This window comes from Pseudomonas sp. BT-42-2, assembly GCF_025847435.2.
Classification (GTDB): domain Bacteria; phylum Pseudomonadota; class Gammaproteobacteria; order Pseudomonadales; family Pseudomonadaceae; genus Aquipseudomonas; species Aquipseudomonas urmiensis.
Window position 1 is genome coordinate 120,386 of the sequence record NZ_JAOYTM010000007.1, and the last position, 23,605, is coordinate 143,990.

General features: G+C 61.1%; 19 protein-coding genes. 6 read left to right on the forward strand and 13 right to left on the reverse strand.

Features of this window, described 5'->3' with window-relative positions; translation table 11 throughout:
- The first annotated feature begins 7 nt into the window (after positions 1-7).
- Complete coding sequence (locus OIU19_RS07270) at positions 8-790, forward strand: AraC family transcriptional regulator (protein WP_264234448.1); 783 nt, start codon at positions 8-10, stop codon at positions 788-790.
- Between the two features lie 104 nt (positions 791-894).
- Here OIU19_RS07270 and OIU19_RS07275 read toward each other — a convergent pair whose 3' ends face one another.
- Complete coding sequence (locus OIU19_RS07275; protein WP_264234449.1) at positions 895-1,479, reverse strand: LysE family translocator; 585 nt, start codon at positions 1,477-1,479, stop codon at positions 895-897.
- A 277-nt stretch (positions 1,480-1,756) separates the two neighbouring features.
- On the opposite strand from OIU19_RS07275, the gene OIU19_RS07280 reads away from it, so the two are divergent.
- Positions 1,757-3,328: a TerC family protein gene (locus OIU19_RS07280; RefSeq protein ID WP_264234450.1), complete on the forward strand. Its 1,572-nt coding sequence runs from the start codon at positions 1,757-1,759 to the stop codon at positions 3,326-3,328.
- On the opposite strand, the gene rarD is transcribed toward OIU19_RS07280, so the two are convergent.
- Both rarD and OIU19_RS07290 read right to left on the reverse strand, forming a co-directional pair.
- The gene (rarD, locus tag OIU19_RS07285; RefSeq protein ID WP_264234451.1) at positions 3,291-4,178 is read right to left on the reverse strand and encodes an EamA family transporter RarD; all 888 of its coding nucleotides are present in this window, start codon (positions 4,176-4,178) and stop codon (positions 3,291-3,293) included. The two genes, OIU19_RS07280 and rarD, sit on opposite strands and share 38 nt — an antisense overlap.
- Before the next feature lie 33 nt (positions 4,179-4,211).
- Positions 4,212-5,792 (reverse strand): EAL domain-containing protein, encoded by a 1,581-nt coding sequence (locus tag OIU19_RS07290; RefSeq protein ID WP_264234452.1) that lies wholly within the window; start codon positions 5,790-5,792, stop codon positions 4,212-4,214.
- Between the two features lie 305 nt (positions 5,793-6,097).
- Here OIU19_RS07290 and hppD point away from each other — a divergent pair, with 305 nt between their 5' ends.
- On the forward strand, positions 6,098-7,174 hold the full coding sequence (gene hppD / locus OIU19_RS07295; RefSeq protein ID WP_186553439.1) for a 4-hydroxyphenylpyruvate dioxygenase: 1,077 nt from the start codon (positions 6,098-6,100) through the stop codon (positions 7,172-7,174).
- Here the strand turns inward: hppD and OIU19_RS07300 are convergent.
- Entirely contained in the window at positions 7,171-7,998 is an 828-nt protein-coding gene (locus OIU19_RS07300; protein WP_264234453.1) for a CSS-motif domain-containing protein, read from the reverse strand. The genes hppD and OIU19_RS07300 overlap by 4 nt on opposite strands.
- A 128-nt stretch (positions 7,999-8,126) precedes the next feature.
- Positions 8,127-8,816 (reverse strand): type 1 glutamine amidotransferase domain-containing protein, encoded by a 690-nt coding sequence (locus tag OIU19_RS07305; protein ID WP_264234454.1) that lies wholly within the window; start codon positions 8,814-8,816, stop codon positions 8,127-8,129.
- Between the two features lie 197 nt (positions 8,817-9,013).
- On the opposite strand from OIU19_RS07305, the gene OIU19_RS07310 reads away from it, so the two are divergent.
- Complete coding sequence (locus tag OIU19_RS07310; RefSeq protein WP_264234646.1) at positions 9,014-11,128, forward strand: PAS domain-containing sensor histidine kinase; 2,115 nt, start codon at positions 9,014-9,016, stop codon at positions 11,126-11,128.
- On the opposite strand, the gene OIU19_RS07315 is transcribed toward OIU19_RS07310, so the two are convergent.
- The 3 genes from OIU19_RS07315 to OIU19_RS07325 all read right to left on the reverse strand — a co-directional run bounded on the left by OIU19_RS07315 (position 11,118) and on the right by OIU19_RS07325 (position 14,395).
- Positions 11,118-12,743 carry an ATP-binding protein gene (locus OIU19_RS07315; RefSeq protein WP_264234455.1) on the reverse strand — a complete coding sequence of 542 codons (1,626 nt, stop codon included), beginning with the start codon at positions 12,741-12,743 and terminating at the stop codon, positions 11,118-11,120. The two genes, OIU19_RS07310 and OIU19_RS07315, sit on opposite strands and share 11 nt — an antisense overlap.
- A 99-nt stretch (positions 12,744-12,842) precedes the next feature.
- Positions 12,843-13,898 carry a tetratricopeptide repeat protein gene (locus OIU19_RS07320; RefSeq protein WP_264234456.1) on the reverse strand — a complete coding sequence of 352 codons (1,056 nt, stop codon included), beginning with the start codon at positions 13,896-13,898 and terminating at the stop codon, positions 12,843-12,845.
- Positions 13,899-14,086: 188 nt separating this feature from the next.
- Positions 14,087-14,395 (reverse strand): hypothetical protein, encoded by a 309-nt coding sequence (locus OIU19_RS07325; protein ID WP_264234457.1) that lies wholly within the window; start codon positions 14,393-14,395, stop codon positions 14,087-14,089.
- 108 nt (positions 14,396-14,503) lie between these two features.
- Here OIU19_RS07325 and OIU19_RS07330 point away from each other — a divergent pair, with 108 nt between their 5' ends.
- Together OIU19_RS07330 and OIU19_RS07335 are read left to right on the forward strand one after the other, a co-directional pair.
- Positions 14,504-15,880, forward strand: coding sequence for a hypothetical protein (locus tag OIU19_RS07330; RefSeq protein ID WP_264234458.1), 1,377 nt, complete (start codon positions 14,504-14,506; stop codon positions 15,878-15,880).
- Positions 15,880-17,253, forward strand: a complete 1,374-nt coding sequence (locus OIU19_RS07335) for a PLP-dependent aminotransferase family protein (RefSeq protein WP_264234459.1) — start codon at positions 15,880-15,882, stop codon at positions 17,251-17,253. Before OIU19_RS07330 ends, OIU19_RS07335 begins: the two co-directional genes overlap by 1 nt.
- A 96-nt stretch (positions 17,254-17,349) precedes the next feature.
- Here the strand turns inward: OIU19_RS07335 and OIU19_RS07340 are convergent, their stop codons facing one another.
- Genes OIU19_RS07340 through OIU19_RS07360 form a run of 5 tightly spaced genes read right to left on the reverse strand, consistent with a single transcriptional unit; the run spans position 17,350 to position 23,513 of the window.
- A complete protein-coding gene (locus tag OIU19_RS07340; RefSeq protein WP_264234460.1) occupies positions 17,350-19,089 on the reverse strand; it encodes a biotin carboxylase N-terminal domain-containing protein in 1,740 nt (579 codons plus the stop codon).
- Entirely contained in the window at positions 19,086-20,690 is a 1,605-nt protein-coding gene (locus tag OIU19_RS07345; protein ID WP_264234461.1) for a 5-oxoprolinase/urea amidolyase family protein, read from the reverse strand. The genes OIU19_RS07340 and OIU19_RS07345 overlap by 4 nt, the downstream gene beginning before the upstream one ends.
- A 9-nt stretch (positions 20,691-20,699) precedes the next feature.
- Positions 20,700-21,494 carry a putative hydro-lyase gene (locus OIU19_RS07350; RefSeq protein WP_264234462.1) on the reverse strand — a complete coding sequence of 265 codons (795 nt, stop codon included), beginning with the start codon at positions 21,492-21,494 and terminating at the stop codon, positions 20,700-20,702.
- Between the two features lie 8 nt (positions 21,495-21,502).
- Positions 21,503-22,261 carry a LamB/YcsF family protein gene (locus tag OIU19_RS07355; RefSeq protein ID WP_264234463.1) on the reverse strand — a complete coding sequence of 253 codons (759 nt, stop codon included), beginning with the start codon at positions 22,259-22,261 and terminating at the stop codon, positions 21,503-21,505.
- Between the two features lie 19 nt (positions 22,262-22,280).
- Positions 22,281-23,513, reverse strand: coding sequence for an NRAMP family divalent metal transporter (locus OIU19_RS07360; RefSeq protein WP_264234464.1), 1,233 nt, complete (start codon positions 23,511-23,513; stop codon positions 22,281-22,283).
- Between the last annotated feature and the right edge of the window lie 92 nt (positions 23,514-23,605).

A 23,605-nucleotide genomic window follows, 5' to 3' on the forward strand; every position in this document is an offset into this window, starting at 1 on the left:
CAGGGCGATGATCGAGGTGTCGCGGTTCTGGCGTGATCCGGCCTTGCCGTTCGTCGAAGCGCGGCGTGTCGGTGATGGGCGCCAGGTCTGCTATGGCGCACATTCTCATGAGAGTTTTTCCATCGGTGTGATCACCGGCGGGCGCAGTACCTATGTGACCGGCGACAGCTGTCGCGAAGTCGCAGCGGGGGCGACGGTGCTGATGAAGCCGGGCGTGGTTCACACCTGCAATCCGATCGAAGGCCAGCCTTGGTCGTATGTGATGTTGTTCGTCGATGTGCCGTGGTTGCAGGCCCAGGGGATAGACCTGCCGGCTGCAACGCTGAGTACCTCGCCAGCTCTGTACAGCCACTTGTTGCAAGTGCTGGCGGGGTTGTTTGATGGCGACACGCCAGGTCGTGAGGCGTTGTTAGCGGGTTTCTTTCAGGTATTGCCGGGCTACCTGGATCGCCCCTCGGTCACTCGATCTGTGCAGCATCCGCGCCTTGAGGCCGCAGCTGCGTTCATCCGCGCGCATCGGCTGGATCCGTTGACCCTTGAAGAAATCTGCGCTGCAGCCGGCCTTTCGCGTGCTTACTTGATCCGTGCGTTCCGCCAGCGTTTTGGCCTAACGCCCCATGGCTATCTACTTGATCAGCGCGTGCAGCATGCGCGTGCTCAACTGCGTGTGGGCCGGCCGATTGCCGAGGTGGCGCTGGAGGCGGGGTTTGCTGACCAGGCGCATTTGCAACGGGCGTTCAAGCAGCATCTGGCAGCAACGCCTGGACATTATCGCCAGGCGCTCTGGTGAGGGTGGCTGTTCGCAGGTAACACCGATCCCACCACTGCCGCTACAGCGCGAGCCCGGTAGGCGCGGGCTTGCCCGCGTACAGGCCGGTACACGCAATAATTTCATCAGCCCCCAATCAGATAGAGGGCACTGGCAACCAGTAGCGCGGCCAGCATGCGATTGAACCCCCTCATGTACCTTGGATTGCCCAGATACTGACGAATCACACTCCCAGCCCAGGCCCAGCTGGCGATCGACACGAAGCAGATCGGCCCATAGATCCAGATAAACAGCCACAACAGCTGTTGTTCTCCGCTGGTATAGGCGCCCACCCCAGCCAGCGCCGCCAGCCAGGCTTTCGGGTTGAGCCATTGCATCGCCGCACCGTGCCAGGCCGACGGTGCCCGCAACTCCCCCTGGTTGCCCAGTCCACCCGTGTCAGTGGCCAGTCGCCACGCCAGGTACAGCAAGAACAGCACTCCACCCCAGTGCAGCCCCAGACCGATCAGGGGCCAGCGCACTAACAGTTCATGCAGGCCCTGGCCAACCACAATCAATAGCAGGCAAAAGCCCAAGGTGGCTCCCGCCACATGCCTCAGGCTGGCGCGCAGGCCATGGCGGGCCCCGCTGCCAAGCGCGACGATATTGACTGGCCCCGGTGAAATCGAAGCCGCCAGGGCGAAGGCGGCCATGGACAATGACAGGCTCATGGATGACATCTCGTGTTGGAAGATGTCCGCTATCCTGATCCGCAAGCGCGGCGGTGTATTGAATAAAAGTGCCCTGATAGGGTCGCTGCATGCACCGCTGTTACAGGTTTTGTAATAGTTTCGCGCTGTGAGAAAAAGCGTCTGTGATTGTAGGATCTCCATCCGTATTTTCTATCAAGGTATGTATGAGCACCTTCTCGGAGCCCCCCAGTTTCAGGCCATCCTGGCCTTCCTTCTCCCCCCGTCCTCGTGACGCTTGCTTCGTGAGTACCCGCTAATGGAATGGCTAGCCGACCCCACGGCCTGGCTGGGCCTGCTGACGCTTATCGTCCTCGAGCTGGTACTGGGCATTGATAACCTGGTATTCATCGCCATTCTGGCTGACAAGCTGCCCCCGCATCAGCGCGACCGCGCGCGGGTAATCGGCTTGACCTTGGCGCTGGTCATGCGCCTGGGCTTGTTGGCGAGCATCTCGTGGATGGTCACCCTCACCGCGCCGCTGTTCGAGATCTTCGACAAGAGCTTCTCGGGCCGCGACCTGATCATGCTGTTTGGTGGTGTGTTCCTGTTGTTCAAGGCGACCATGGAGCTGCACGAACGGCTTGAGGGCCATGTCACCCAATCCAGCGGCACCCTGCGTCATGCCGCGTTCTGGCCCATCGTGGCGCAGATCGTGGTGCTCGATGCGGTGTTCTCGCTCGATGCGGTGATCACTGCGGTAGGTATGGTCGAGCATCTGTCGGTGATGATGATTGCGGTGATCTTCTCGATCGGCATCATGATCGTCGCCAGCAAACCGCTGACCCGCTTCGTCAACGCCCACCCCACGGTGATCATGCTGTGTCTGGGCTTCTTGATGATGATCGGCTTCAGCCTGACCGCCGAAGGCCTGGGCTTCCACATCCCGAAAGGCTACCTGTATGCGGCAATTGGCTTCTCGATCCTGATCGAGCTGTTCAACCAGTTGGCCCGTGCCCGGCGCAAGCGCAGCTTGCAGCAGCACCGGCCACTGCGTGAACGGACCGCCCATGCGGTACTGCGCCTGATGGGCGGTCGCCGGGTCGAGGCCGACGAGGTAGGTGAAGAGATCGCCGACCTGGTCGAGGGTGGCGAAGAGCAGGTGCTGTTCGATCGCCGCGAACGGGTGATGATCAGCGGCGTGCTGAACCTGGCCGAGCGGCCGATTCGCACGGTGATGACGGTGCGTGCCGAAGTCGATGCGATCGACCTGGCGCAAGCGCCCGAAGCCATCACCCAGGCCCTGGCCAACTCGCCATACTCGCGCCTGCCGTTGATTCGCAATGGACGTATCGAGGAACCGTTGGGCTTTGTGCACAAGAAGGAGTTGCTCAAGGAGCTGCTCGACGGCAATCAGCCGGACCTGGAACGCATGGCCCGCGCGCCGCTGAACCTGCTGGAAAGCTTCACCCTGCTCAATGCCTTGGAACAGATGCGCAACCAGTCGACGCACATCGCTTTCGTGGTTAACGAGTTCGGTGATTTCACCGGCGTGCTGACCATGACCGACATCCTTGAGTCGATTGCGGGCGAGCTACCCGACGCCAGCGAGGTCGAGGGCCCGGCGATCATCGAGGAGGAGGGTGGCTTCGTCGTCAGTGGCGCCTTGAACCTCAGCCAGGTGCAGGCGCGCATTGGCTTCAGCGCGCGTGCCACCGAGGACTACCAGACCCTGGCGGGCCTGGTGATGAGTCTGCTGGATCGGCTGCCGGTGGTCGGCGACCGCCTGGCCTGGAACGGCTGGAACATGACCGTGGTGGCGGTGGAGGAGCGCCGTGTGCGTCAGGTGCGCCTTACACCGAACGCCGACGTTGACGCAGCAGGTGCTTGAAGCCTTCAAGCACTAGCACCAGGACGGCGGCCCAGATCGGCAGGTAGGTCAGCCACTGGTCGGGGCCGATGGTCTCGCCCAGTAGCAGGGCCACGCCCACCAGCAATACCGGCTCTACATAGCTGAGCAGCCCGAACAGGCTGAACGGCAACAGCCGACTGGCCAGCACGTAGGCGATCAGGGCGCAGGCACTGATCGCCCCGAGCAGCGGGATCAAGCCATACAAGCCTGGGTGTTCGACCAGGTCAGCCGCCGACAGCGGCCCCTGGATCACGAAGTACAGCGCCCAAGGTAGCAACAGGCACATGTCGCACCACAGCCCGCCCAGGTGATCGGTGCGGCAGCGTCGGCGCAGCACGAAGTAGATCGGGTAGCCGATCATCACCAGCAGGGTTTCCCAAGCGAAACTGCCATTCTGATACAGCTCATGGCCCACCCCCAGGGCTGCGCAGCTCACCGCCACTTTCTGCAAGCGCGACAGACGCTCGCCGTACACCAGGCGCCCGGTCATGACCATGGCCAGCGGCAGCAGGAAGTAGCCCATCGACACCTCAAGGCTGCGCCCATGCAGCGGCGCCCAGAGGAACAGCCACAGCTGCACGCCCATCAACCACGAGGTGCCGACCATGCCGAGCAGCAGCATTGGCGTTTCTCGCACCCTGGCCAAAAGCTCGCCGACCCGCTTCCAGTCTTTGCTGACCAGCATGAACAAGGTCAGGCAAGGCAGGGTCAGCAAGGTCCGCCAGCCAAAGATCTCCTCACCGTCCAGCGGTGCCAACAAGGAGGTGTAGAAATACATCACGGCGAACAAACACGACGCCATGACCGACGAAAGAATGCCTTTTGACACGAATGCCTCGGTTACAGGAGATGAGCGGGTGGATCAGCCGCGCATGATCTCAGGGCGCGCTGGTTGCGGCAACCGCGAGCTTTGTGCAGCCAAGGCACGCAGGAACTCATCCAGCGGCATCGGCCGGGCGAACAGGAAGCCTTGCTGGAAATCTACCTGGCGCTGTTCGAGGTAATCGCGTTGGGTCTGGGTTTCCACCCCCTCGGCGACAATGCCCAGGCCTAGCTTGGTCGACAGCTCGATGATGCTGTCCAAGATGTGCTGGGACAGCGCATCGCCGCCGATCATGGCGACGAAACTTTGGTCGATCTTCAGGTAATCGACGTTGAACTGGCGCAGATAATTCAGGCTGGACTGGCCGGTGCCGAAGTCATCCAGGGCAATCATCACGCCCATTTCGTGAAGTTTTTCGAATAATTCCAGGGTCACCGGTGTGGCTTCGATCAACTTGCGTTCGGTCAGCTCCAGGGTCAGCTTCACCCGACCTGGCTCGAAGTGCTGCAGGAAGGTCCGGCAGTCGTCGAGCAGGCGCAGGTCGCGGCAATGATCGGCAGTGATATTGATGCCGACATGGAAGCCGTCTTCGAGCAGCGCTGCGTAAGGCGCCAAGCCTTGGGCGGTATGCAGCATCAGTGCGCGGGTCATGGCGACGATCTGGCCGCTGTGCTCGGCATACGGGATGAACAAATCAGGGCGCACCAGGCCTTCGCGTGGGTGATTCCAGCGCATCAGCACTTCGGCGCCGGCCCAGCGATAGTCGCCTTTGCGTACCACTGGTTGGAAATAGGGCAGGAATTCATCTGCTTCCAGGGCGCGATCCAGCTCGCTGCGCGGCGACGAGGCGCGGCGGATCTGCCAGCGTACGACACTTCCGGCCACCACCCCCAGCAACAGCAACAGACTGAGCAGCGCAGGATAATGATCGCGCATCAGTTCGGCTTGTTTATGCGCGCCATAGCCGCCATGCACACTGAACGGATAGCGCGCTGAAGCTTGTACCACTGCTGCGGTCGCTGCCGTCGGCGGGGCCCCGTGACGAACCACGCCGTCCTTGCCCATCCAACTATTGCCCACCTGGATCTGCAGGTCCTCGTCCCTACCGAGCATGCGTAGGACCGTGAGCAGGTGATCGCCGTCCACTGTGGTGATGGCGCCGCGAGCGCCTTCGCTGGCGCGATAGACCAGCAGCGGGTGGCCAGGTGTCACCGAATTGCCATCCATCAGCCACAACCGGCCTTCGGTGTAGTCAGCCGCGTTTACAGGCTCGTCAAATTCGCCAAACAGCGAGTTGCAATAGAGCGTGTTGCGTTCGAACAGATTGGTCGAACGTACGAACGCGTTGCGCGTCACTTGGCTGCGCAAGGCTACCTCGACTTCAGCGCAGGGCTTGCCGACCAAGGGAAACAGTGACCTGGCAGAATCCGACAAACTGTCCAGGATCTGCTCGATGTGCTGCAGCACCTGCTCGGTGATGGCCTGGCTGCTCTCGCGCAACTCTCGCTGCGCCTGCCAGTTCATCACCGCCGCCCCACACACCAGGGGCAGTGCGCCGACCACCCAGGGCAGCAGGGCGCGCCAGCTCCAGCGGGCGGGACGTTTAACTGAAAGGGGCATGCTGACCTAATCTTGAAGAAGGAGTACGCACAGGATAGCCGTTTGTCGGTTAGCTTGACGCACTTAAAACGCGACAAACCGATTTACGCCAGATAGAATCGGTTTACGAATACAACAATAAGGTTCTCCCTCCTGGAGGATCAAGCCCGCCGAGAATGGGTCCATATGACATATCATGGGTTCACGTTGATCATAGGTGGCTTCCTCGCCCGCAGCGTGCGGGGCATCCCCTGCTCACCACCACGTCTGTCCGACATCCCAAGCACCTGACCCACCGTTAATGCGCTGTAGATGAGGACACGAACATGGCTGATATCTTTGACAATCCAATGGGCCTGATGGGCTTTGAGTTCATCGAGCTCGCCTCGCCGACCCCGGGTGTGCTGGAACCTGTATTCCAGATCATGGGCTTCACCAAGGTGGCGTCGCACCGTTCCAAGGACGTGCACCTGTACCGCCAGGGCGGTATCAACCTGATTCTGAACAACGAACCCAAGAGCATCGCATCCTACTTTGCCGCCGAGCATGGCCCGTCGGTGTGCGGCATGGCATTTCGCGTGCGCAATGCCCATGAAGCCTATGCCCGCGCGCTGGAACTGGGCGCCCAGCCGGTCGAGATCGAAACCGGCCCGATGGAGCTTCGCCTGCCTGCGATCAAGGGGATTGGCGGCGCGCCGCTGTACCTGATCGACCGCCATGAAGAAGGCAGCTCGATCTATGACATCGACTTCAAGTTCATCGACGGGGTCGATCGTAATCCGGTCGGCGCAGGTCTCAAGCTCATCGATCACCTGACTCATAATGTCTATCGCGGCCGGATGGCCTATTGGGCAGGCTTCTACGAGAAACTGTTCAACTTCCGCGAAATCCGCTATTTCGACATCAAGGGCGAATACACCGGCCTGACCTCCAAGGCCATGACCGCTCCCGACGGCATGATTCGCATCCCGCTCAATGAGGAGTCGTCCAAGGGGGCGGGGCAGATCGAAGAGTTCCTGATGCAGTTCAACGGCGAGGGCATCCAGCATGTCGCCTTCCTCACCGATGACTTGATCAAGACCTGGGACGCCCTCAAAGGCTTAGGCATGCGCTTCATGACCGCTCCGCCGCAAACCTACTACGAGATGCTTGAAGAGCGTCTGCCTGGTCATGGTGAGCCGGTCGATCAGCTGCAGGCCCGCGGTATCCTGCTCGATGGTGCTTCAGAGGCCGATGACAAGCGACTGCTGCTGCAGATCTTCTCGGAAACCTTGCTGGGGCCCGTGTTCTTCGAGTTCATCCAGCGCAAGGGCGATGATGGCTTTGGCGAGGGTAACTTCAAAGCCCTGTTCGAATCGATCGAGCGTGATCAGGTGCGTCGCGGTGTGCTTAGCACCGATTAACTGCTCGCACGCCCCCGTCTGGTGTTAAGGGCGGGGGTTGCCGTGGTTTTATGCCTTTTTCTGTGAATTCCCCAATAGGCCATGGCAGCGGTCAGCACGCCCACTAGCGCCAGTGACGGGAGAGTTCCGAGTAGGGAATGGTGTATCTCCTGAGCAGTGTGACCGGTTGGATAGCCTGCTTTAAGCGTGTAGCCATGTTTGGCTGATCGCTCACTCTGGAAGAACTCCGATTGCGATGGCCGCGTCGGCTCCCGACTGTCGCCTCGGGCCCAGATGTACTTGTCATCGAACTCCAACAGCATCACCAAGTCACCCTGGAAACCATACAATGCGTTGCGCAGCTCAAGGCCATAGGCGGTGGCGACAACGCCTGAGTTGCGGGCTGCTAACCGATACTCAACGACCACCCCATTGGGGGTGCTAGGAGCGGTTAAATTAAGTCTGACATTCGGGCCTTGGCTGTCAGAGTGGTGCAGCCTTGGATAGGGAGGCGGTAAAGTGCTGCAATAACCTTTGTTGTTGCGCGTCAACATCAGTGAACTAATTCGTGAGTCCTTGGCTGTGCGGGCTTTCAACGCACCGATCACGCGGTCGCACGGTCTACCGGCATATACCAAGGACTCGCTGGCGGCGCTAAGCAAGTTGTCCAGCACCTGATCGATGACTAGCACAGCTTCGCTGGCCGACACGCGAGCGTGCTCGTCTAGTTTGCGCTCCAGCTGATAGACCATCACTGTCAGTCCCGCAGCCACAGGCACCAACCCAACCCCTATAATCAGCAAAAGCTGCAACAGGCTTTGTGCTGCATACTTGAGTTTCGACATCGGCTTACCCTCCTTGTCAGAGCTGTCCATGGTTGGACAGATGCTGGGGAGGGTACGGGGGACATCCTCACTGAGCTGTAGGCTTGAGCCGGTTTAACTCTGGTAAATGTGGTCGCGCGCTGTGGGAGTCAGCTCTTCTTGCCGAGCGTTTCTACAACTTTTTCCGCCACCGACGCGCTAGAGGCTGGGTTTTGGCCGGTAATCAACCGCCCATCGCACACAACGAACGGCTTCCACGGATCTTCATGTTTTTTGTATTTACCACCTCGAGCGCCTAGTTCGTTTTCAGTCAGATAGGGCACGACCTTATCCAGCTCAACCAGCTGTTCTTCGATATTGGAAAACCCGGTGACTTCACGGTCTTTGACCAACAGCGTGTTGTCGCTAAGTTTGATGTTCAACAAGCCTACCGCCCCATGGCAGACTGACGCGACCACGCCCCCTTTTTCATAGATGCGCCGCGCCAGCTCTTGCAGCGCCGTGTTATCCGGGAAATCCCAGATAACCCCATGGCCACCGGTGTAGTAAATCGCGCTGTAATCATCAGGTTTGACCTGGCCCGGGCTGAGGGTAGTGCCCAGACGGTTCATGAACTGCTTGTCGTCATACCACTGCCAATCCAGATCCTGCGCCATCTGCAGGCTGTGCGGGTCAATGGGAATGTACCCGCCGTTGGGGCTGACATAGTCAACGGCGTAGCCACTTTTTTCGACCACCTCGACAAAGTGGACCGCCTCGCCCAGCCACAGGCCGGTTGCGCGTTTAAGGGTTGGATATTTGGCGGTGTTGGTCAGTACGACTAGAATTTTCTTGCTCATGACCTCGCTCCATCGACAGGAAAGGGCCCGGTGACTCCGGGAACGCATGGCAAAGCCTAATCAGCATAGCTGGCACTGAGCGCGATGCCATCAGCGCAGTGATGGCAATGTGCTAGCCTTGCGGCATGCGCGATGAGCCGAGTTTTTCGGCTGAGCCGGTGGTTAACCAAATATTGCAGTACGCCTTGTCCGGGCAGATGATGCTGGGCAGCCAACCACGTCAAGGAATGAACAAATTGGTCGCGAAAGGTAGGTCATCCGAGCCTGGACTCCAGGTAATTAGCCTTACGCCAGCCGCCCCCCTTGCTGACAGCATGGACAAGTCGATCAGCCAGTTCGACTGGAGCACAACATCCTTGGGGGCTTTACCCCAATGGCCGCCAGCCCTGCGCATTGCCGTTGACATGATGCAGCATTCGCCGTTCCCCAGCGCACTGGCATGGGGGGCGGAGCTCACGGTGATCCATAACCAGGGGTACCGAGGCCTATTTCCGGCAAACCTGCAGACCTTGGGCTGTTCTTTCGATTCGTTGTGGAGCGACGAACACTGGCAAGTGATCGGCCCGTGTGTGTTCAAGGCGCTGCAAGGGCAGGCCAGTTTCGTTGAAGACACCCCTATTCGGATAGGCCCTGGCAACAGCATTGGCCAAGCCTGGTATGCCTTCAGCTACACCCCCATCAGGGATGACCAGGGTGCAGTGGCGGGCGTTCTGCACACGGTCATCGATACCACCGCGAGCATGGAAACCATAGGCCTGTGGCGAGAATTGGCGACAACCTTCGAAAAACAGATCGCTCGCTACATGGCTGACCGAGACCACATCTGGCAGCTTTCGCGCGATGCCATGGTCATGCTTAAGCGCGACATGCGCTTGCAGGCGGCCAATCCTGCGTGGCTGCAGATCTTGGGTTGGAGTGAGGATGAAGTGGCGGGCATGCCGATCCTTGAACTGGTGCATCCAGCCGATCGACCGCAAATCCGTAGTGCAGTCCTGGATGTTCTGCATGGCAACGGGGTTGAGCAGATCGAAACCCGGCTGCGTCACAAAGAGGGGCATTACCGCTGGTTCAGCTGGAGCGGCAGGCTTGAGGGTAATGTGCTGACGGCGGTGGGGCGCGATATCAGCCAAGAGCGCGAAGACGCCATTCGCCAGAGCGAGATGCTCCTGCGCAACAGCCAGCGGATGCAAGCTGTAGGGCAGTTGGCGGGTGGTATGGCCCATGAGATGAATAACCTGTTGTCGGGTATCGGCGGCAGCCTCGAGCTGCTGCAACGGCGCTTGGCGCAAGGGCGATTAGAACGAATCGACAACTATGTGCTATTGGCCCGTGATTCAGTCCAGCGGGCCATGACCCTCACTCATCGATTGTTGGCATTTTCCAGAAGCCAGCCACTGTCACCGCGCAACTTGGATATCAACCGTTTGCTGGAAGCGGCTGAGCCGATCCTGTTGCAGGCACTGGGGCCGGAGATGCGTTTGCAGTGGCAATTGGATACGGCGTCATGGCCGGTCTATCTGGATGCCGCGCAATTGGAAAATGCATTGATCAACCTGTGCGCCAACTCCCGTGATGCCTGCCGGGACCGCGGCCAGCTGACGATTCGCAGCGTCAACCAGCGTCTGACGGGCTCGGAGGTAAATGGTAGCGGTTTGCCCAACGGCGATTACGTGGCCATTCATGTCGAGGACAATGGCCATGGCATGTCGAGCGAAGACGTGATACGCGCGTTCGAACCATTTTTCACCACCAAACCGGCTGGTCGAGGGGCCGGGCTGGGGTTGTCGATGGTCTACGGTTTTGTCAGGCAGTCGGGTGGCCACGCGTGGGCTGAATCGACCTTGGGTAGGGGCACCCGGGTGTCGATGATGTTTCCGCGTGGCCAGGCGTTGCCGGAACCAGAACAGGCCCCAGCAGCGTTACCGGCAAGTTCGGCACGTGGACGCGGAGAGCGCGTGCTGCTGATCGACGATGAGGCCAATCTACGCAATTTGATGAAGGAGGCATTGTCGGACTTTGGTTTTGAGGTCAGTGATGCTACCGATGCCAACTCCGCTTTAGGGCAGTACCGGCTAGCTGGCAAGTTCGATTTGGTCATCACCGACATTGGGCTTCCTGGAGGGTTTAGTGGACGTCAGGTCGCCAAGGCCATGCGTCTGCTCAACCCCGAACAGAAAATTCTGTTCATTACCGGGTTTACCGAACAACCCGTAGAGCAGCAATTGCTCAGCCAGCCAGGAACTGCGCTGATGCTCAAACCCTTTACCCTGGACAGTTTGGTAGAGCAGGCCAAGTGCATGATTAGTTGCTAGCGCCGCTTGAGCGTTTGCCCAGTATCCGCGCAACCCTCTGTTGCAGGTGGTTGAGTTCAAACGGCTTGCAGATCAATTGCATGCCTGGCCCAAGAAAATCATCCCTGGCCATCGCCGTTTCTGCGTAACCGGTGATGAACAGCACAGGCAGCTCCGGACGCAGCTGCTGGGCGATTTCAGCCAATTGCCTGCCATTCATTCCGGGGAGCCCGACATCACTGATCAGCAAGGCCAGTGGGCGAGGGGAGTGCAGCACCCGCAGCGCCTCGTTGGCGTTGCTCGCTACCTGGCAATCCAAGCCATCTTCGGCAAGCGCCTGGCACACCAGCAGGCGCACATGTTCGTCGTCTTCGACTATCAGCACATGCTGATCAGCCCAGGCAGTGGGGGCGGGTAGGTGATTGGTCTTGGCTTGAGGCTGCACATTGCCTGGGTCGCGTGGCAAATACAGATCAACCCTGCTACCTCGGCCAATTTCACTGTGCAACGCTACATGGCCATGCGATTGTTTACTGAAGCCATAGACCATCGACAACCCCATGCCGATGCCCTGACCCACCGGTTTGGTGCTGAAAAATGGCTCAAAAGCCCGCTCCAGAGTGCTTTGCGACATCCCTTGGCCGTTGTCGCTGATGCTGATGCGCAGATAATCACCGCTGGCCAAGCCTTCATGGGCCAAGCGTGCCTTGTCAACCCGCAGGTTACTCGCCTCGATGGTCAGTTCGCCGCCGCTGGGCATCGCCTCCGAGGCGTTGGTCAGCAGGTTGCCCAGCGCTTCGCGTAGCTGCTGATCATCCGCCTGTACTCTCCAGAGGTTCTCCGGCAGGCGTAAGTGCACGCGGATTGCGCCGCCCAAGTCAGTCAATGGCATCGACTCGAGCAAGGCGCTCAGGTCGACACTGCGGCTGTCCAGCGATTGCCGGGAGGAGAACGCCAATAACCGATGGGTCAGGCGTGCGGCACGCGTAACGGCTTCCTGGCCCATGCGCAACACCGCGCCAAGCTTGTCGGTGTGGCCCTGTTGCAGGTAGCGGTCAATTAACTCGAAGCTTCCGCCTATGCTGGTCAACAGATTATTGAAGTCGTGGGCAACGCCGCCGGCCAATTGACCTACGGCTTCCATCTTGCACGTTTGGTGCAGTGCCTGGACTTCTTTTTGCCGCTGCTGCGCCTGATCGTGCAATTGCTGCTGCAACTCAAGCAGCTGGTCGCGAGCAAGGTACTGACGGCGTCGGGCCCGAAGGGCCGATTGGCTAAGATTCAGTAGCTGGCAATCATCGAAAGGAAGCTGCAGCAACAGCAGGTTACCCAAGCGTTCTCGCGGTGGGCCGGTGGTTGGCGAGTGGATATCTGCCAGCAACACAATGGGCAGGTCGGACCATTCAGGTTGGCCATCTATAAATTGCTGCAACGGTGATTTCTGATCGTCGGATAGGCTCTCTTCAGCGACGATCGCCAGGCCAACGCCCTCGGATAACCAGCCACACAAGCGCGCCAGATCGGTTGTACGTTGGCAGCCGATTCCTGCGGCCGCAAGCATTCTGCTGGTCTTCGCCCCCAGACGTGCTGGAGCCAGGATCAGTGCACGCTCGTCCAGCGACAACGAAGCGGCCAAGGCTGTTCTCCCTAAACAGTTGGCGGGTCGCAAGTGACCCTGCCGATATCCACTGGACAATGGCCCGGGGACCGGGGTTCAAACTGTTTAAGGATTTCTCTAAAGGCCTTGCTGGAGTATTGGATCATCCGGGTTTAGCCGCTCAAGTTCGGCCAATAGCACCTGAACGTTTTGCAACTGCCCGGTCTCTTTCCAGTATTGGATTAGCAATACCCGCGCCTTGCGATTGGCCGGCTGTCGATTCAATACCGTCTCCAACTGTTTTTGCGCGGCCTCAACCTGCTCCAACTGGTGCAGAGTCAGCGCCAGCGCGTAGCGATAGTCGGGATCGTCAGGTTGCAGTTCCACTGCGCGGGAGAACGCCAATAGCGCGTATTCGTGCTGATCGTGGCGAGTCAGCCAGAGGCCTAGTTGGTGCTGCAAAAAAGCAGAGTCTGGCTGCAAGGCCAGGGCCTTGCCCAGCACCTGCCGAGATGCATCGTGCTGACCCTGGCGCTCCAACAAACGAACTTGGATAGCTAACGCCTCGAGACTCTCCGGTGACGCTTTCAGGCTGCGTTGCAGGGCTGCATTAGCGCGCTGGTAGTCGTGTTCGTGCAAATACAGGCGTGCCAGGTGGATTTGCGCGGCGGGATCTTGCGGTTGCGCTTCAAGTGCTTGCTGGAATTGGTCAAGGGCCTGTTGCAGTGGACCGAAGTACAGGCCAATCGCATCGGGATCCAGGCCCAGCAAGGCGTCCACTGCGGCAAAGCGAACACTCTGGTCATCGTCATCAAGCAGTGGCCCTAGCACCAGGCTGCGCTGCGTCGCGGGCAATAGCTGGCGAATGCTGGCAATGGCGGCGCGGCGCACCAACGGTTCGTCGTGCTGCAGATCAAGCTTGGCCAGCTCCAGCGCTTTAGGTGAAGGGTAGTTGGCCAGTTCGGCATACAACGCCGCGCGACGAATCGGCGCCAGGTCGTTGCGCTGCAATTGCTGATAGAGCACGCGGGCGGCGCCCGGTTGGCCGTTATGGGCCATGCGCAGGGCTTTGGCGTAGCTATGTGGCGGCAGGGCGGGCGCGGTGGGCGCTTCGCTGCGCGACAAATAGCCGATCACCACCGATACCAGAATCAGCAACAGCACAGCGATCAGGTAGTGACGGTGTCGGGGCATCGGCGAGTCCGTTGAGGCAGAGGGGCTGAGCTTGGGCGAGCTTGAAGTGAATTGCAATCTTGGCGAGGGTGTGTTGTGTGAAGGGCTGTAGCGCGAATGGCTATCTGCAGCGGCTAGGTCGCTTAACCGACCCCGACACGAACTAAATGATCAAGTATCCGCAGATGCATGTTTTTTTCGGATGTTTCCTACGGGTTTTGAAGTAACAGATGACGGTCGTTTATGTTTTCGTAAGTTGCAAGTCCACTTTTTCTTTTTGTTCTTTTGTTTTGTTTGGTCAATTTTATGGGCAGATCCTTGGTGGTTCCTTGCTGAATGGTTTTTTTACCGAGATCTGTATCTTTTATTCGTTGGGCAAGGATTGATAATGGCCCGATGATAGTCAGCTCCGGGAGTGCTGAATGAATATGCACGTTGATATGCAGCAGGGTAGAGCGCGGTTGGGGGCGATGGTGGTGCGATTTTCTTTCAATGGTTTGGCGGCAGTAGGTTGTCACTTGGCTGGTTCCTAAATAGATGTAAGAAACGTCCGATAAGCGAGAAGCTAACTTGATTTTGCGCACTATTTAGTGGTGAGCAGAAGTCCTCGAAAGGAAGGGGTGCCCATGAGTGATATTCATGACCAAGCCATGCAGTACATTTATCAGCAAGTGCTGGAGCGCTTGTTGAAACATATGTCCCAAGCCCAGCGCGCATCTATGCAGTTATTGATCCAGCGACTGCTGGTGGCGGCTGGGGGCGTTGAGTACATTGGCCAGTTTCAGTTGCTAGTGGTGCATGGGGAAGACCGACGAAGCGCACATTTGCTAGCCTGCTTGCGTGCTGCGCAGTTGACCATCGCCTTGCGTGCGCCTGCCACCTTCCGACTGCGCGTGGTGGTCGCCGCGCTGCCGGCCATCAGTCACAAGACCCTGGTCAACCATGAGCGCAGCTTCGGCAAACTGTTTATGCAGGATGATGCGCGGGTGGAGTTGCTGATGATCGAAGGGCAATCGGTGGTGCCCTTTGGCGTGCGGCCAACGATGTCGATCGAGCCTTGGGCGCAATCGCGCCAAGCGTTGTTGCTTTTTGGCCACCTGACCGCAGGCCAGCCTGAAGCCATGTTCGGTAGCCGTCTGCACCTGCAACTGGCCAATGCTTTTTGCCTGGTACTGGACAATAGCCATGGTGCGAGCGCCCTGATCACGCTCATCCCTGAGCGCCAGCGCCTGCTCTATCTGGCGTGGAGTCGGCGCTGCCTGCGTTTGACGGGCGAGTTGGGTCTGCAGGGTACCTATCTGAATTTGGCGACGCTGGCCGAGGCGCTTGGCTGGCTGCAAGCATTGGCGGACGCACCTTTGGATGCTCCCAAGCATCCAGCGGCCGCGGCAAATCCAGACAGCCCGCTGCGGGTGATCGCGGTGGACGACTTGCTGCAGGACAGGCTCGACGACAGCCAGTTGCAGCAGATGCTCGGCGTGCACCTCGAACCTACCAGGTCCCAGGCACCCCTGATGGCTTATTTTGATCTTGACGCGTTGCTGCACCTGCGCCAGTTGCGTGGCCGTCAGCAGCGCAAGGGGCACAAAGAAGGGCGCTTGGGGCTGGCGGTGCGCGATCGAGCTCATTCCACGCAGGCGTGTGACTCGGCCCAGGCGCGCTTTCTGAACCTGGCGGGGTTGACCGAGCAGCAGTTGATTTGCCTGATTCATGCCCCGTTCGCCGATCATGGGCGCGGGCTTGAGGGTTTCGTTGAGTATTGCCATCCCGGTATGCGGGTCGCCTTGCCCTATCTGCATCGGGCCTTGCAGGGCAAACCCTGCCCTGAGCCGGTGCAGCAGTGGTTGATGGATGTCAGCGGTCTGAGTTTGGCGCAGCTCAAGGCGATCTATGCCCGGCGCATGGGCCAGCCGGCCAGACGCGTAGTGGCCAATCTGGCGCGGCGTGACTTGGCCCTGCGTCTGCACGTTAGCGCTAGAGCGGTGCCTCAGGTCGCGACCTGATGAGCCGGTCGGCCCGCGGCGAGTTCGCCTACCAGACGGTTTATCGCTACCTGGAGCGCTTGATTGGCGAAGCGGACCGCAACGGTGAGGGGCGTTTGCCCTCGCTCCGCGATCTGGCACGTCGTCTGCGCGTGTCGCTGGCGACGGTGCAAAGTGCCTACAGCCTGCTCGAGCATGAGGGGCGGGTGCGTTCAGTGCCCAAGTCGGGTTACTTCGTGCGTGCTTGTTTGACGGACGAAGCTCAGGCCGCTAACCCACGCTCGCAGCGGTTGTCGGCATTGCATGTGCCGCTGTCTTCATCAGCCGCGCTGGAGCGCGCGTTGCTCCGGCAGGAGCGTCGCTTGTCGCGCCAGAGCGCGTGCCAGAGTGGGCCACGGCGGGCGGTGGGGGGCGCGTTACTGCGTAACGCACTGGCGGCGCGCTATACCCGCTCTTCGCGTCAATGCTGGAGCGCCGAGGATGTGCACCTGGCCACCGACGTCCAAGCACTGCTGCAAACCCTGCTCTGCGCCTTGCACCTGCGCGGCGCCACAGCGCTGGTCGCATCGCCCTGTTGCTGGCGACTGCTGCGCGGGTTGCAGTTGGCCGGCCTGCGTGTGCTGGAGGTTCCGCTGGATGCCGAGTGCGGCTTGGACCTGGATGTTTTTGCGCGGCTGTTGGCGCGTGAACCGGTGCGTCTGGTGGTCATGCCGGCGTGCCTGAGCTTGCCGACCGGGCGGCTGCTGACCGAGCTTGAACAACACAAGATTGCCGCGTTGCTGGCTGAGCATCCGGCCTGGTTGCTGGAGAACGACCTGGACAGTGAGCTGAGCTTCGCGGCGCCCGCGAACCGACGTCTGCGCGACTGGCTAGAGCCTAAAGGCGTGCTGGTGCTGGGTTCGTTGGAGGCTGAAGTGGGGGCCGAAGCGCCCTATGCCTTTGTCTTGTGTCGTCATGCAGGCGTCGCCGAAAAGTTTGCCCAGCGAGGTTTTTTGCTGCCGCCGCTGCGCCAACAGGCGCTGGCCCAGTTGTACGTGAAAGGCGAGGTGGATTGCCATCTGGCGCCCTTGCGCAGGGAACGCGAGGCGCGCATGCAGTTGCTCTGTCAGCAGGTCCAGCTGCATTTGGGTGAATGGGTGGTTTTTTGTATGCCGCAGGGAGGCCAGGCACTGTGGGTACGCCTGCACCAGCCGTTGGCCAGCAATCGCGCAGTCGAGGTAGTGGCGGGCAGTGACCTGCTGATTGTCCCTGGTGATCGGTTCAGTTTGCAGGGGCGCTTTCATCAGTGCCTGTTGTTGGTCTGGGAGGGCACCAACGAGCAAAACCTGCAGCATGGGTTACGTCTGCTCAGCCAGGCGTTGCAAGAGCAGGTGCCTCCAGAGGATCCACGGTGAACGTCAGGCAGGCGCGCAATGGTATTCACTTGAATGCGCGCGGTAACCGGGCGAACACCCAATTACCACGCACGTTACGCAGATTCAGCCCTGGCCTCAGTCTGGCGTTTGGATACGGCCGATCACCGACCTGGCTTCAAAGTAGGCGCCAGGCTGCTGGCCAATCTGCAACTGACCTGCACAGGGTGCGAGGATGGACGTCTCCATTTTCATCGCTTCCATCACCGCCACCACTTGCCCGGCCTGCACCGCTTCACCGTTGGCAACGACCCAAGTATGCAGGTTGCCCGCGACCGGGGTGACTATCGCTTGTGGGTCTAAGGGTTCCACCTGGGCTTGGCCGATAGTGCTCTGTGCGGCCGAGTTCAGGCTCAAACCGCCCAGAAGCGCCGCTGGCAAGCCCAGTTGGTGGCGCTTGCCGTCAATCTCGACAAAGCTGCGCAGCACGCCAGGGTCGGCAGCATTGGCACTGCGCGGGGCGATTGCTATCTGATCGGCGAAGTCGGTCTCGATCCAACGGGTGTGCACCGCGAAGGTATCGGCGGCGGTGAAATCGGCATGCGCCATCACCGCCTGATGGAACGGCAACACAGTGGCAACGCCATCGACCTGGAATTCGGCCAAGGCGCGCCGGGCACGGGCGATGGCTTGCTCGCGGGTCGCGCCAGTCACGATCAGCTTGGCGATCATTGAGTCGAAATTGGGCGAAACCCGCGAGCCCTCGACCACCCCGCTGTCCAAACGCACGCCAGGTCCGGTGGGCGGCTGGAAGCGGGTGATGGCGCCGGGCGTTGGCAAGAAGCCGTTGCCGGCATCTTCAGCGTTGATGCGAAACTCAAAGCTGTGGCCGCGCGGAACTGGCGTATCGCTGAACGACAACGCCAGCCCTTGGGCAACGCGCAGCTGCTCGATGACCAGATCGATACCACTGGTTTCTTCGCTGACCGGGTGCTCCACCTGCAAACGCGTGTTGACCTCCAGGAACGACAGCGTGCCATCGTCACTGAGCAGGAACTCCACCGTCCCGGCGCCGACATAACCGGCCTCGGCGCAGATGTCGCGTGCCGAGGCATGGATGCGCTGGCGCAGCTCATCGGTCAGATACGGCGCAGGTGCTTCTTCGATCAGCTTCTGGTTGCGCCGCTGTAGCGAGCAGTCGCGGGTGCCGACTACCACCACCCGGCCGTGGCGATCGGCGATGATCTGCGCCTCGATGTGCCGAGGGCGATCGAGGAAGCGTTCGACGAAGCACTCGCCACGACCGAAGGCGGCAACCGCCTCGCGCACCGCCGACTCATACAGCTCGCTGACTTCTTCGAGCTTCCAGGCGACCTTGAGGCCACGCCCACCACCGCCGAACGCGGCCTTGATGGCAATCGGCAGGCCGTGCTGCTGGGCGAACGCGACAACTTCGCTGGCATCCTTGACCGGGTCTTCAGTGCCGGCCACCAGGGGCGCGCCGACTTTCAGGGCGATGCGCCGAGCCTGCACCTTGTCGCCCAGTGCATCGATGGTGCTGGGGTCTGGGCCGATCCAGGTCAGGCCCGCGGCGATCACCGCACGGGCGAAGTCGGCGCGTTCAGAGAGAAACCCATAACCAGGGTGCACGGCGTCAGCGCCGGCACGTGCCGCCACCGCCAGCAGTTTGTCGATGTTCAGGTAGCTGTCGGTCGGCCGTTGGCCGTCCAGCGCATAGGCCTCGTCGGCCTGACGGACATGCAGCGCATCGATATCGGCATCGGCGTACACCGCCACCGATGCCACCCCATAGTCGCGACAAGCGCGGGCGATACGGACGGCGATTTCGCCGCGATTGGCAATCAGAACCTTTTTCATCGCTGTTGGATCTCGTCAGAAAGGGCAGGGCACACGGGCTCGAATGCGCCCAGCGGGTTGAAGCGAATACGTGCGTTGACTGGAATTTGCCCGGCCAGGTCCAGGTGATAGGGCGCAACCACGCCGATTACCGGGTAGCCGCCGGTCAACGGATGGTCAGCCAAGAACAGCACCGGCTGGCCACTGGGCGGCACCTGGATGGCGCCGACGCAGGTGCCTTCGCTGGGCAGCTCGCCATCGACGGCGCGCGCCAAGGGCTGCGCGCCGGCCAGGCGGATACCGATCCGGTTCGATTGCGGCGTGACCTGCCACAGCTGTTCGGCCAGCAGCGTCTGTGCGTGGGGCGTGAACCAATCGCTACGCGGGCCCATCAGCACATCCAGGGTGATGACCTGATCGGCGCGCGGCATGGCGAACGCCGCTTGCTCGCTGAGCGACACTGCGGCGCCGCCACTGCGGTGCTGGAAGCCTAGGCGAGTCCCCGCCGCCAGTGGCGCGGGGCCAACCTGGGCGAGGGTGTCGGTCGACAGACTGCCCAGCACTGGCGGGTGATCGAAACCGCCGCGAATGGCCAGGTAATTGCGCAGGCCAGCCGTAGGCGCGTCGATGCTCAGTTGATCGCCATCGTGCAAGGCAAAGGGCATGTACAGCTGCGGTTGCAGCAGTTGGCCGTCAGCTGTGCGCACTTGCAGCGCCGCTGTGGCGCCGGTAACTGCGACCACTGCCTGGCCATGGCAAATGAGCTTCAGGCCGCCCATGAGAATTTCCAGGCAGGCGCTCGCCGCAGCGTTGCCCACGGCCTGGTTGGCGGCGCGCAAGGCGCCCCTGTCCATTGCCCCCGAGGCCGATACGCCTTGTCCGGCCAGGCCTGGGCGGCCAAGGTCTTGCAACAGCGTTTGCAGCCCAGGCGAGACAATCTCCAGGGTCTGGCCCACGGTGGGCGCTGTTGCTTGAGGGTTGGCTAGGGCAACCGAGACCCGCGTCCCTGGCAGGGGGCCTGCATCGTGAAAGCGCACGCGATAGCCCGGCTGGAGCAAAGCCGGCTGCTCGCGCTGCAAATCCCACATCTTTTGCTCAGTGATGCCGATGATCTGCCAGCCACCGGGGCTGGCTTGCGGATAAACACCACTGAAGCCGCCAGCCAGGGCTACGGCTCCGGCAGGAATGCGGGTGCGAGGGGTGCTGCGCCGGGGCACGACGAATTCGGCGCCGCCGCTGAGGTAGGCAAAGCCTGGGGCGAAGCCGCAGAAGGCGACGTTGTAATCGCTGCCGGTATGACGGCGTATTACCTCCTGGACGCTGATATCCAGCGCCCGCGCCACCTCTTCGAGGTCTTCGCCATTGTAGTGCACGGCAATCTCGACCAGCTTGCCGGCCGCGCGCGCCTGGCCGTGCAGCTGGCGCGAAGCAATTCGTGCGGCCAGCGCCTCGCGGCGCAGGGTCAAGGGGCAAAAGTGCACGAGCAGGGTGCGCGCTGCCGGAATGATCTCGCTCACGCCGACGATGGGCTCATGCTGGAGCGAGTCGAACAAGACCAGGGTCTCGTCCAGGTTCGCCAATTCAACCAGGAGCGCGTCCAGGCTGACCGGATAGAAACGCATGCTCCACTCCTATACGTGGTAGTAGCTGTCGGCAATGTCGGTAATGAACATGTGCCCGGGTGCATGGGAGATGGCAAATGGCACCTTGGAGGCCATCACCACCGCCTGCGGTGTTACCCCACACGCCCAGAACACCGGGATCTCGCCGGGTTTGAGGGTGACCGCGTCGCCAAAGTCGGGACGCCCCAGATCCTCGATGCCGAGCAGAGCCGGTTCGCCCACATGCACCGGTGCGCCATGCACGCCTGGGTAACGCGCGGTGATCCTGGCCGCATCCGCCACGCGCTCGGCAGCGATCGGGCGCATCGACACCACCATTTCGCCATGCAGGCGCCCGGCCGGGCGGCACAGCTTGTTGGTGCGGTACATCGGCACGTTGCAGCCTTGGCTGATGTGGCGCACGTCGATGCCGGCGTTGATCAGGTCGGCCTCGAAGGTGAAGCTGCAACCGATCAGGAAGCTGACCAGATCGTCGTGTTGCGCCCAGTGCTCGCGGACATCGCTGACTTCCTCGGTCAGCTGGCCGTCGCGCCAGACTCGGTAGGCGGGCAGGTCGGTACGCAGGTCGGCGCCCTCGGCCAGAAACGTGCTGTAGCTGCCAGGCTCGGTGACGTCTAGGACGGGACACGCCTGCGGGTTGCGTTGGGCGAACAGTAAAAAGTCGTAGGCCCATTCGCGGGGCAGGGTAATCATGTTGGCCTGGGTCAACCCAGGCGCCTGGCCGGCGCTCGGTGCTACCAGCCCTGCGCGATAACGGGCGCGGGCGTCGACGGCGGCTTGGCGGGCCTGCTGCAATGGTGTCATGGTCAACCTCAGGAAAATGCGCGGAGTGTGACGCCTGCCTCGAGCAGGCGGGTTTTCAGGTCGCGGGCGATGCTGACCGCATCGGGGCTGTCGCCATGCACACAGATCGACTCGGCTTGCAGGCTGATCACCTGGCCGTCCTCGGCTTCGATCACGCCTTCACGCACCAGGCGCAGCATGCGCTGGGCGATCAGCTCAGGGTCGTGCAGCACAGCGCCCGGCCGCGAGCGTGAAACCAGCGTGCCCTGGGCGGTGTAGGCGCGGTCGGCGAAAGCCTCGGCAATACACGAAAGGCCCGCCTCGCCGGCCCAGTCCAGCAGCGGCGAGTTGGCCAGGCACACCAGTTTCAGTTGCGGATCGATCCGCAGTACCGCCTGGATCACCGCGTCTGCCTGGGTGCGGTCATGGGCGATGGTGTTGTACAGCGCACCATGCGGTTTGACATAGCTGACCCGGGTGCCGGCGCTGCGCGCCAGGCCCATGAGCGCGCCGATCTGGTAGATGACATCGGCGCGCAGTTGCTCGGCAGGGATATCCATGTTGCGCCGGCCAAAACCGACCAGGTCCGGGTAGGCCACGTGGGCGCCAATGGCTACGCCTCGCGCCGCGGCGGTCTCCAGCGTGTGCAGGATGCCCAGCGGGTCGCCAGCATGAAAGCCACAGGCGACGTTGGCGCTGCTGACCACTTCGAGGATCGCCGCATCGTCGCCCATGCTCCAGGCGCCGAAGCTCTCCCCCAAGTCGCTGTTCAGATCAATGGAACGCATGTTGAAGTCTCCGCGGTAATCAGGCTGCGTTGATAAAGGCAAAGATGGCACCTGCCGACTTGAATGCCATGAACCACGACAACAGGCAGGTCACCACGCCCAGCACCAGCAGCCAGCGAGGGTAGTGATAGCCTTCCATCAGGTCGGCGCGACGCCAGCCAACGTACATGAAAATGCTCAGGCCCAGCGGCAGGATCAAGCCATTGAAGCCGCCGGCGAACACCAGCAGCGCCGCAGGTGGCTTGCCCAGCATCATGTACAGGACCAAGGCGATCAGGATGAACACCACCGTGCTCAGGTTGCGTACGCGTTCATCGATACGCTTGGAGAACACCGTGATGAACGACATCGAGGTGTACGAGGCGCCGATCACGCTGCTGATCCCGGCCGCCCACAGCACTAAGCCGAAGGCCATCATGCCGATGTCGCCGGCAGCGGCTTTGAACGCTTGCGCAGCCGGGTTGGCGCCTTGGCCGGAAACGTCGATGACCACGCCGCTGGCGACCACCCCAAGCACGGCCAAGAACAGTACGTAACGGGCAATGCCGGTGACCAGAATGCCGGTCAGCGCAGCCTTGGACACCACCTCGATGTTCTTTACCCCGACCACGCCGCGATCGAGCAGGCGGTGTGCACCGGCATAGGTGATGTAGCCACCGACGGTGCCACCAACGATGGTGGTGATCGAGGCGAAGTCGATGAAGTCAGGCCAGACCGCCTGGCGCAGGGCCTCGCCCAACGGCGGGTGGGTGGCGAAGGCGGCGAACACGATCAGGCCGACTTTCAGCGTGCCGAGCACCATCATGATGCGGTCCATGGCAACCCCTGCGCGGTGCGAGGAGAAGATCGCAATGGCCACCAGCGCGCTGAACGCGCCACCCCATTTGGGATCGAGGCCCGTCAGGGCATTCAGGCCCAGGCCGGCGCCGGCGATGTTGCCCAGGCTGAACACCAAGCCACCGAACACCACCAGTACCGTGAGCAGATAACCGCTGCCGGGAATGGCGGTATTGGCCAGTTCCGCGGCGCGCATGCGGGTCAGGGTCACGATGCGCCAGACGTTCAGCTGCACGACGAAATCGATCAGGATCGAGGCCAGGATACCAAAGGCAAACGCAGCACCCAGGGTGGCGGTAAAGGTGGTGGTCTGGGTGAGAAAGCCTGGCCCGATGGCGGAAGTCGCCATCATGAAGATCGCGGCGATCAGCGAAGACCGTCGCGCCTTGGTGAAGTCATGAGCGAGCTGTGTCACGGCATCATTCCTACAATGAGAGGTGCTTGTGTAGAGCAATGTGCATGCCAAGCTCAAATAAAACCGCTGCAATGTAGGTATATTGGTAATGG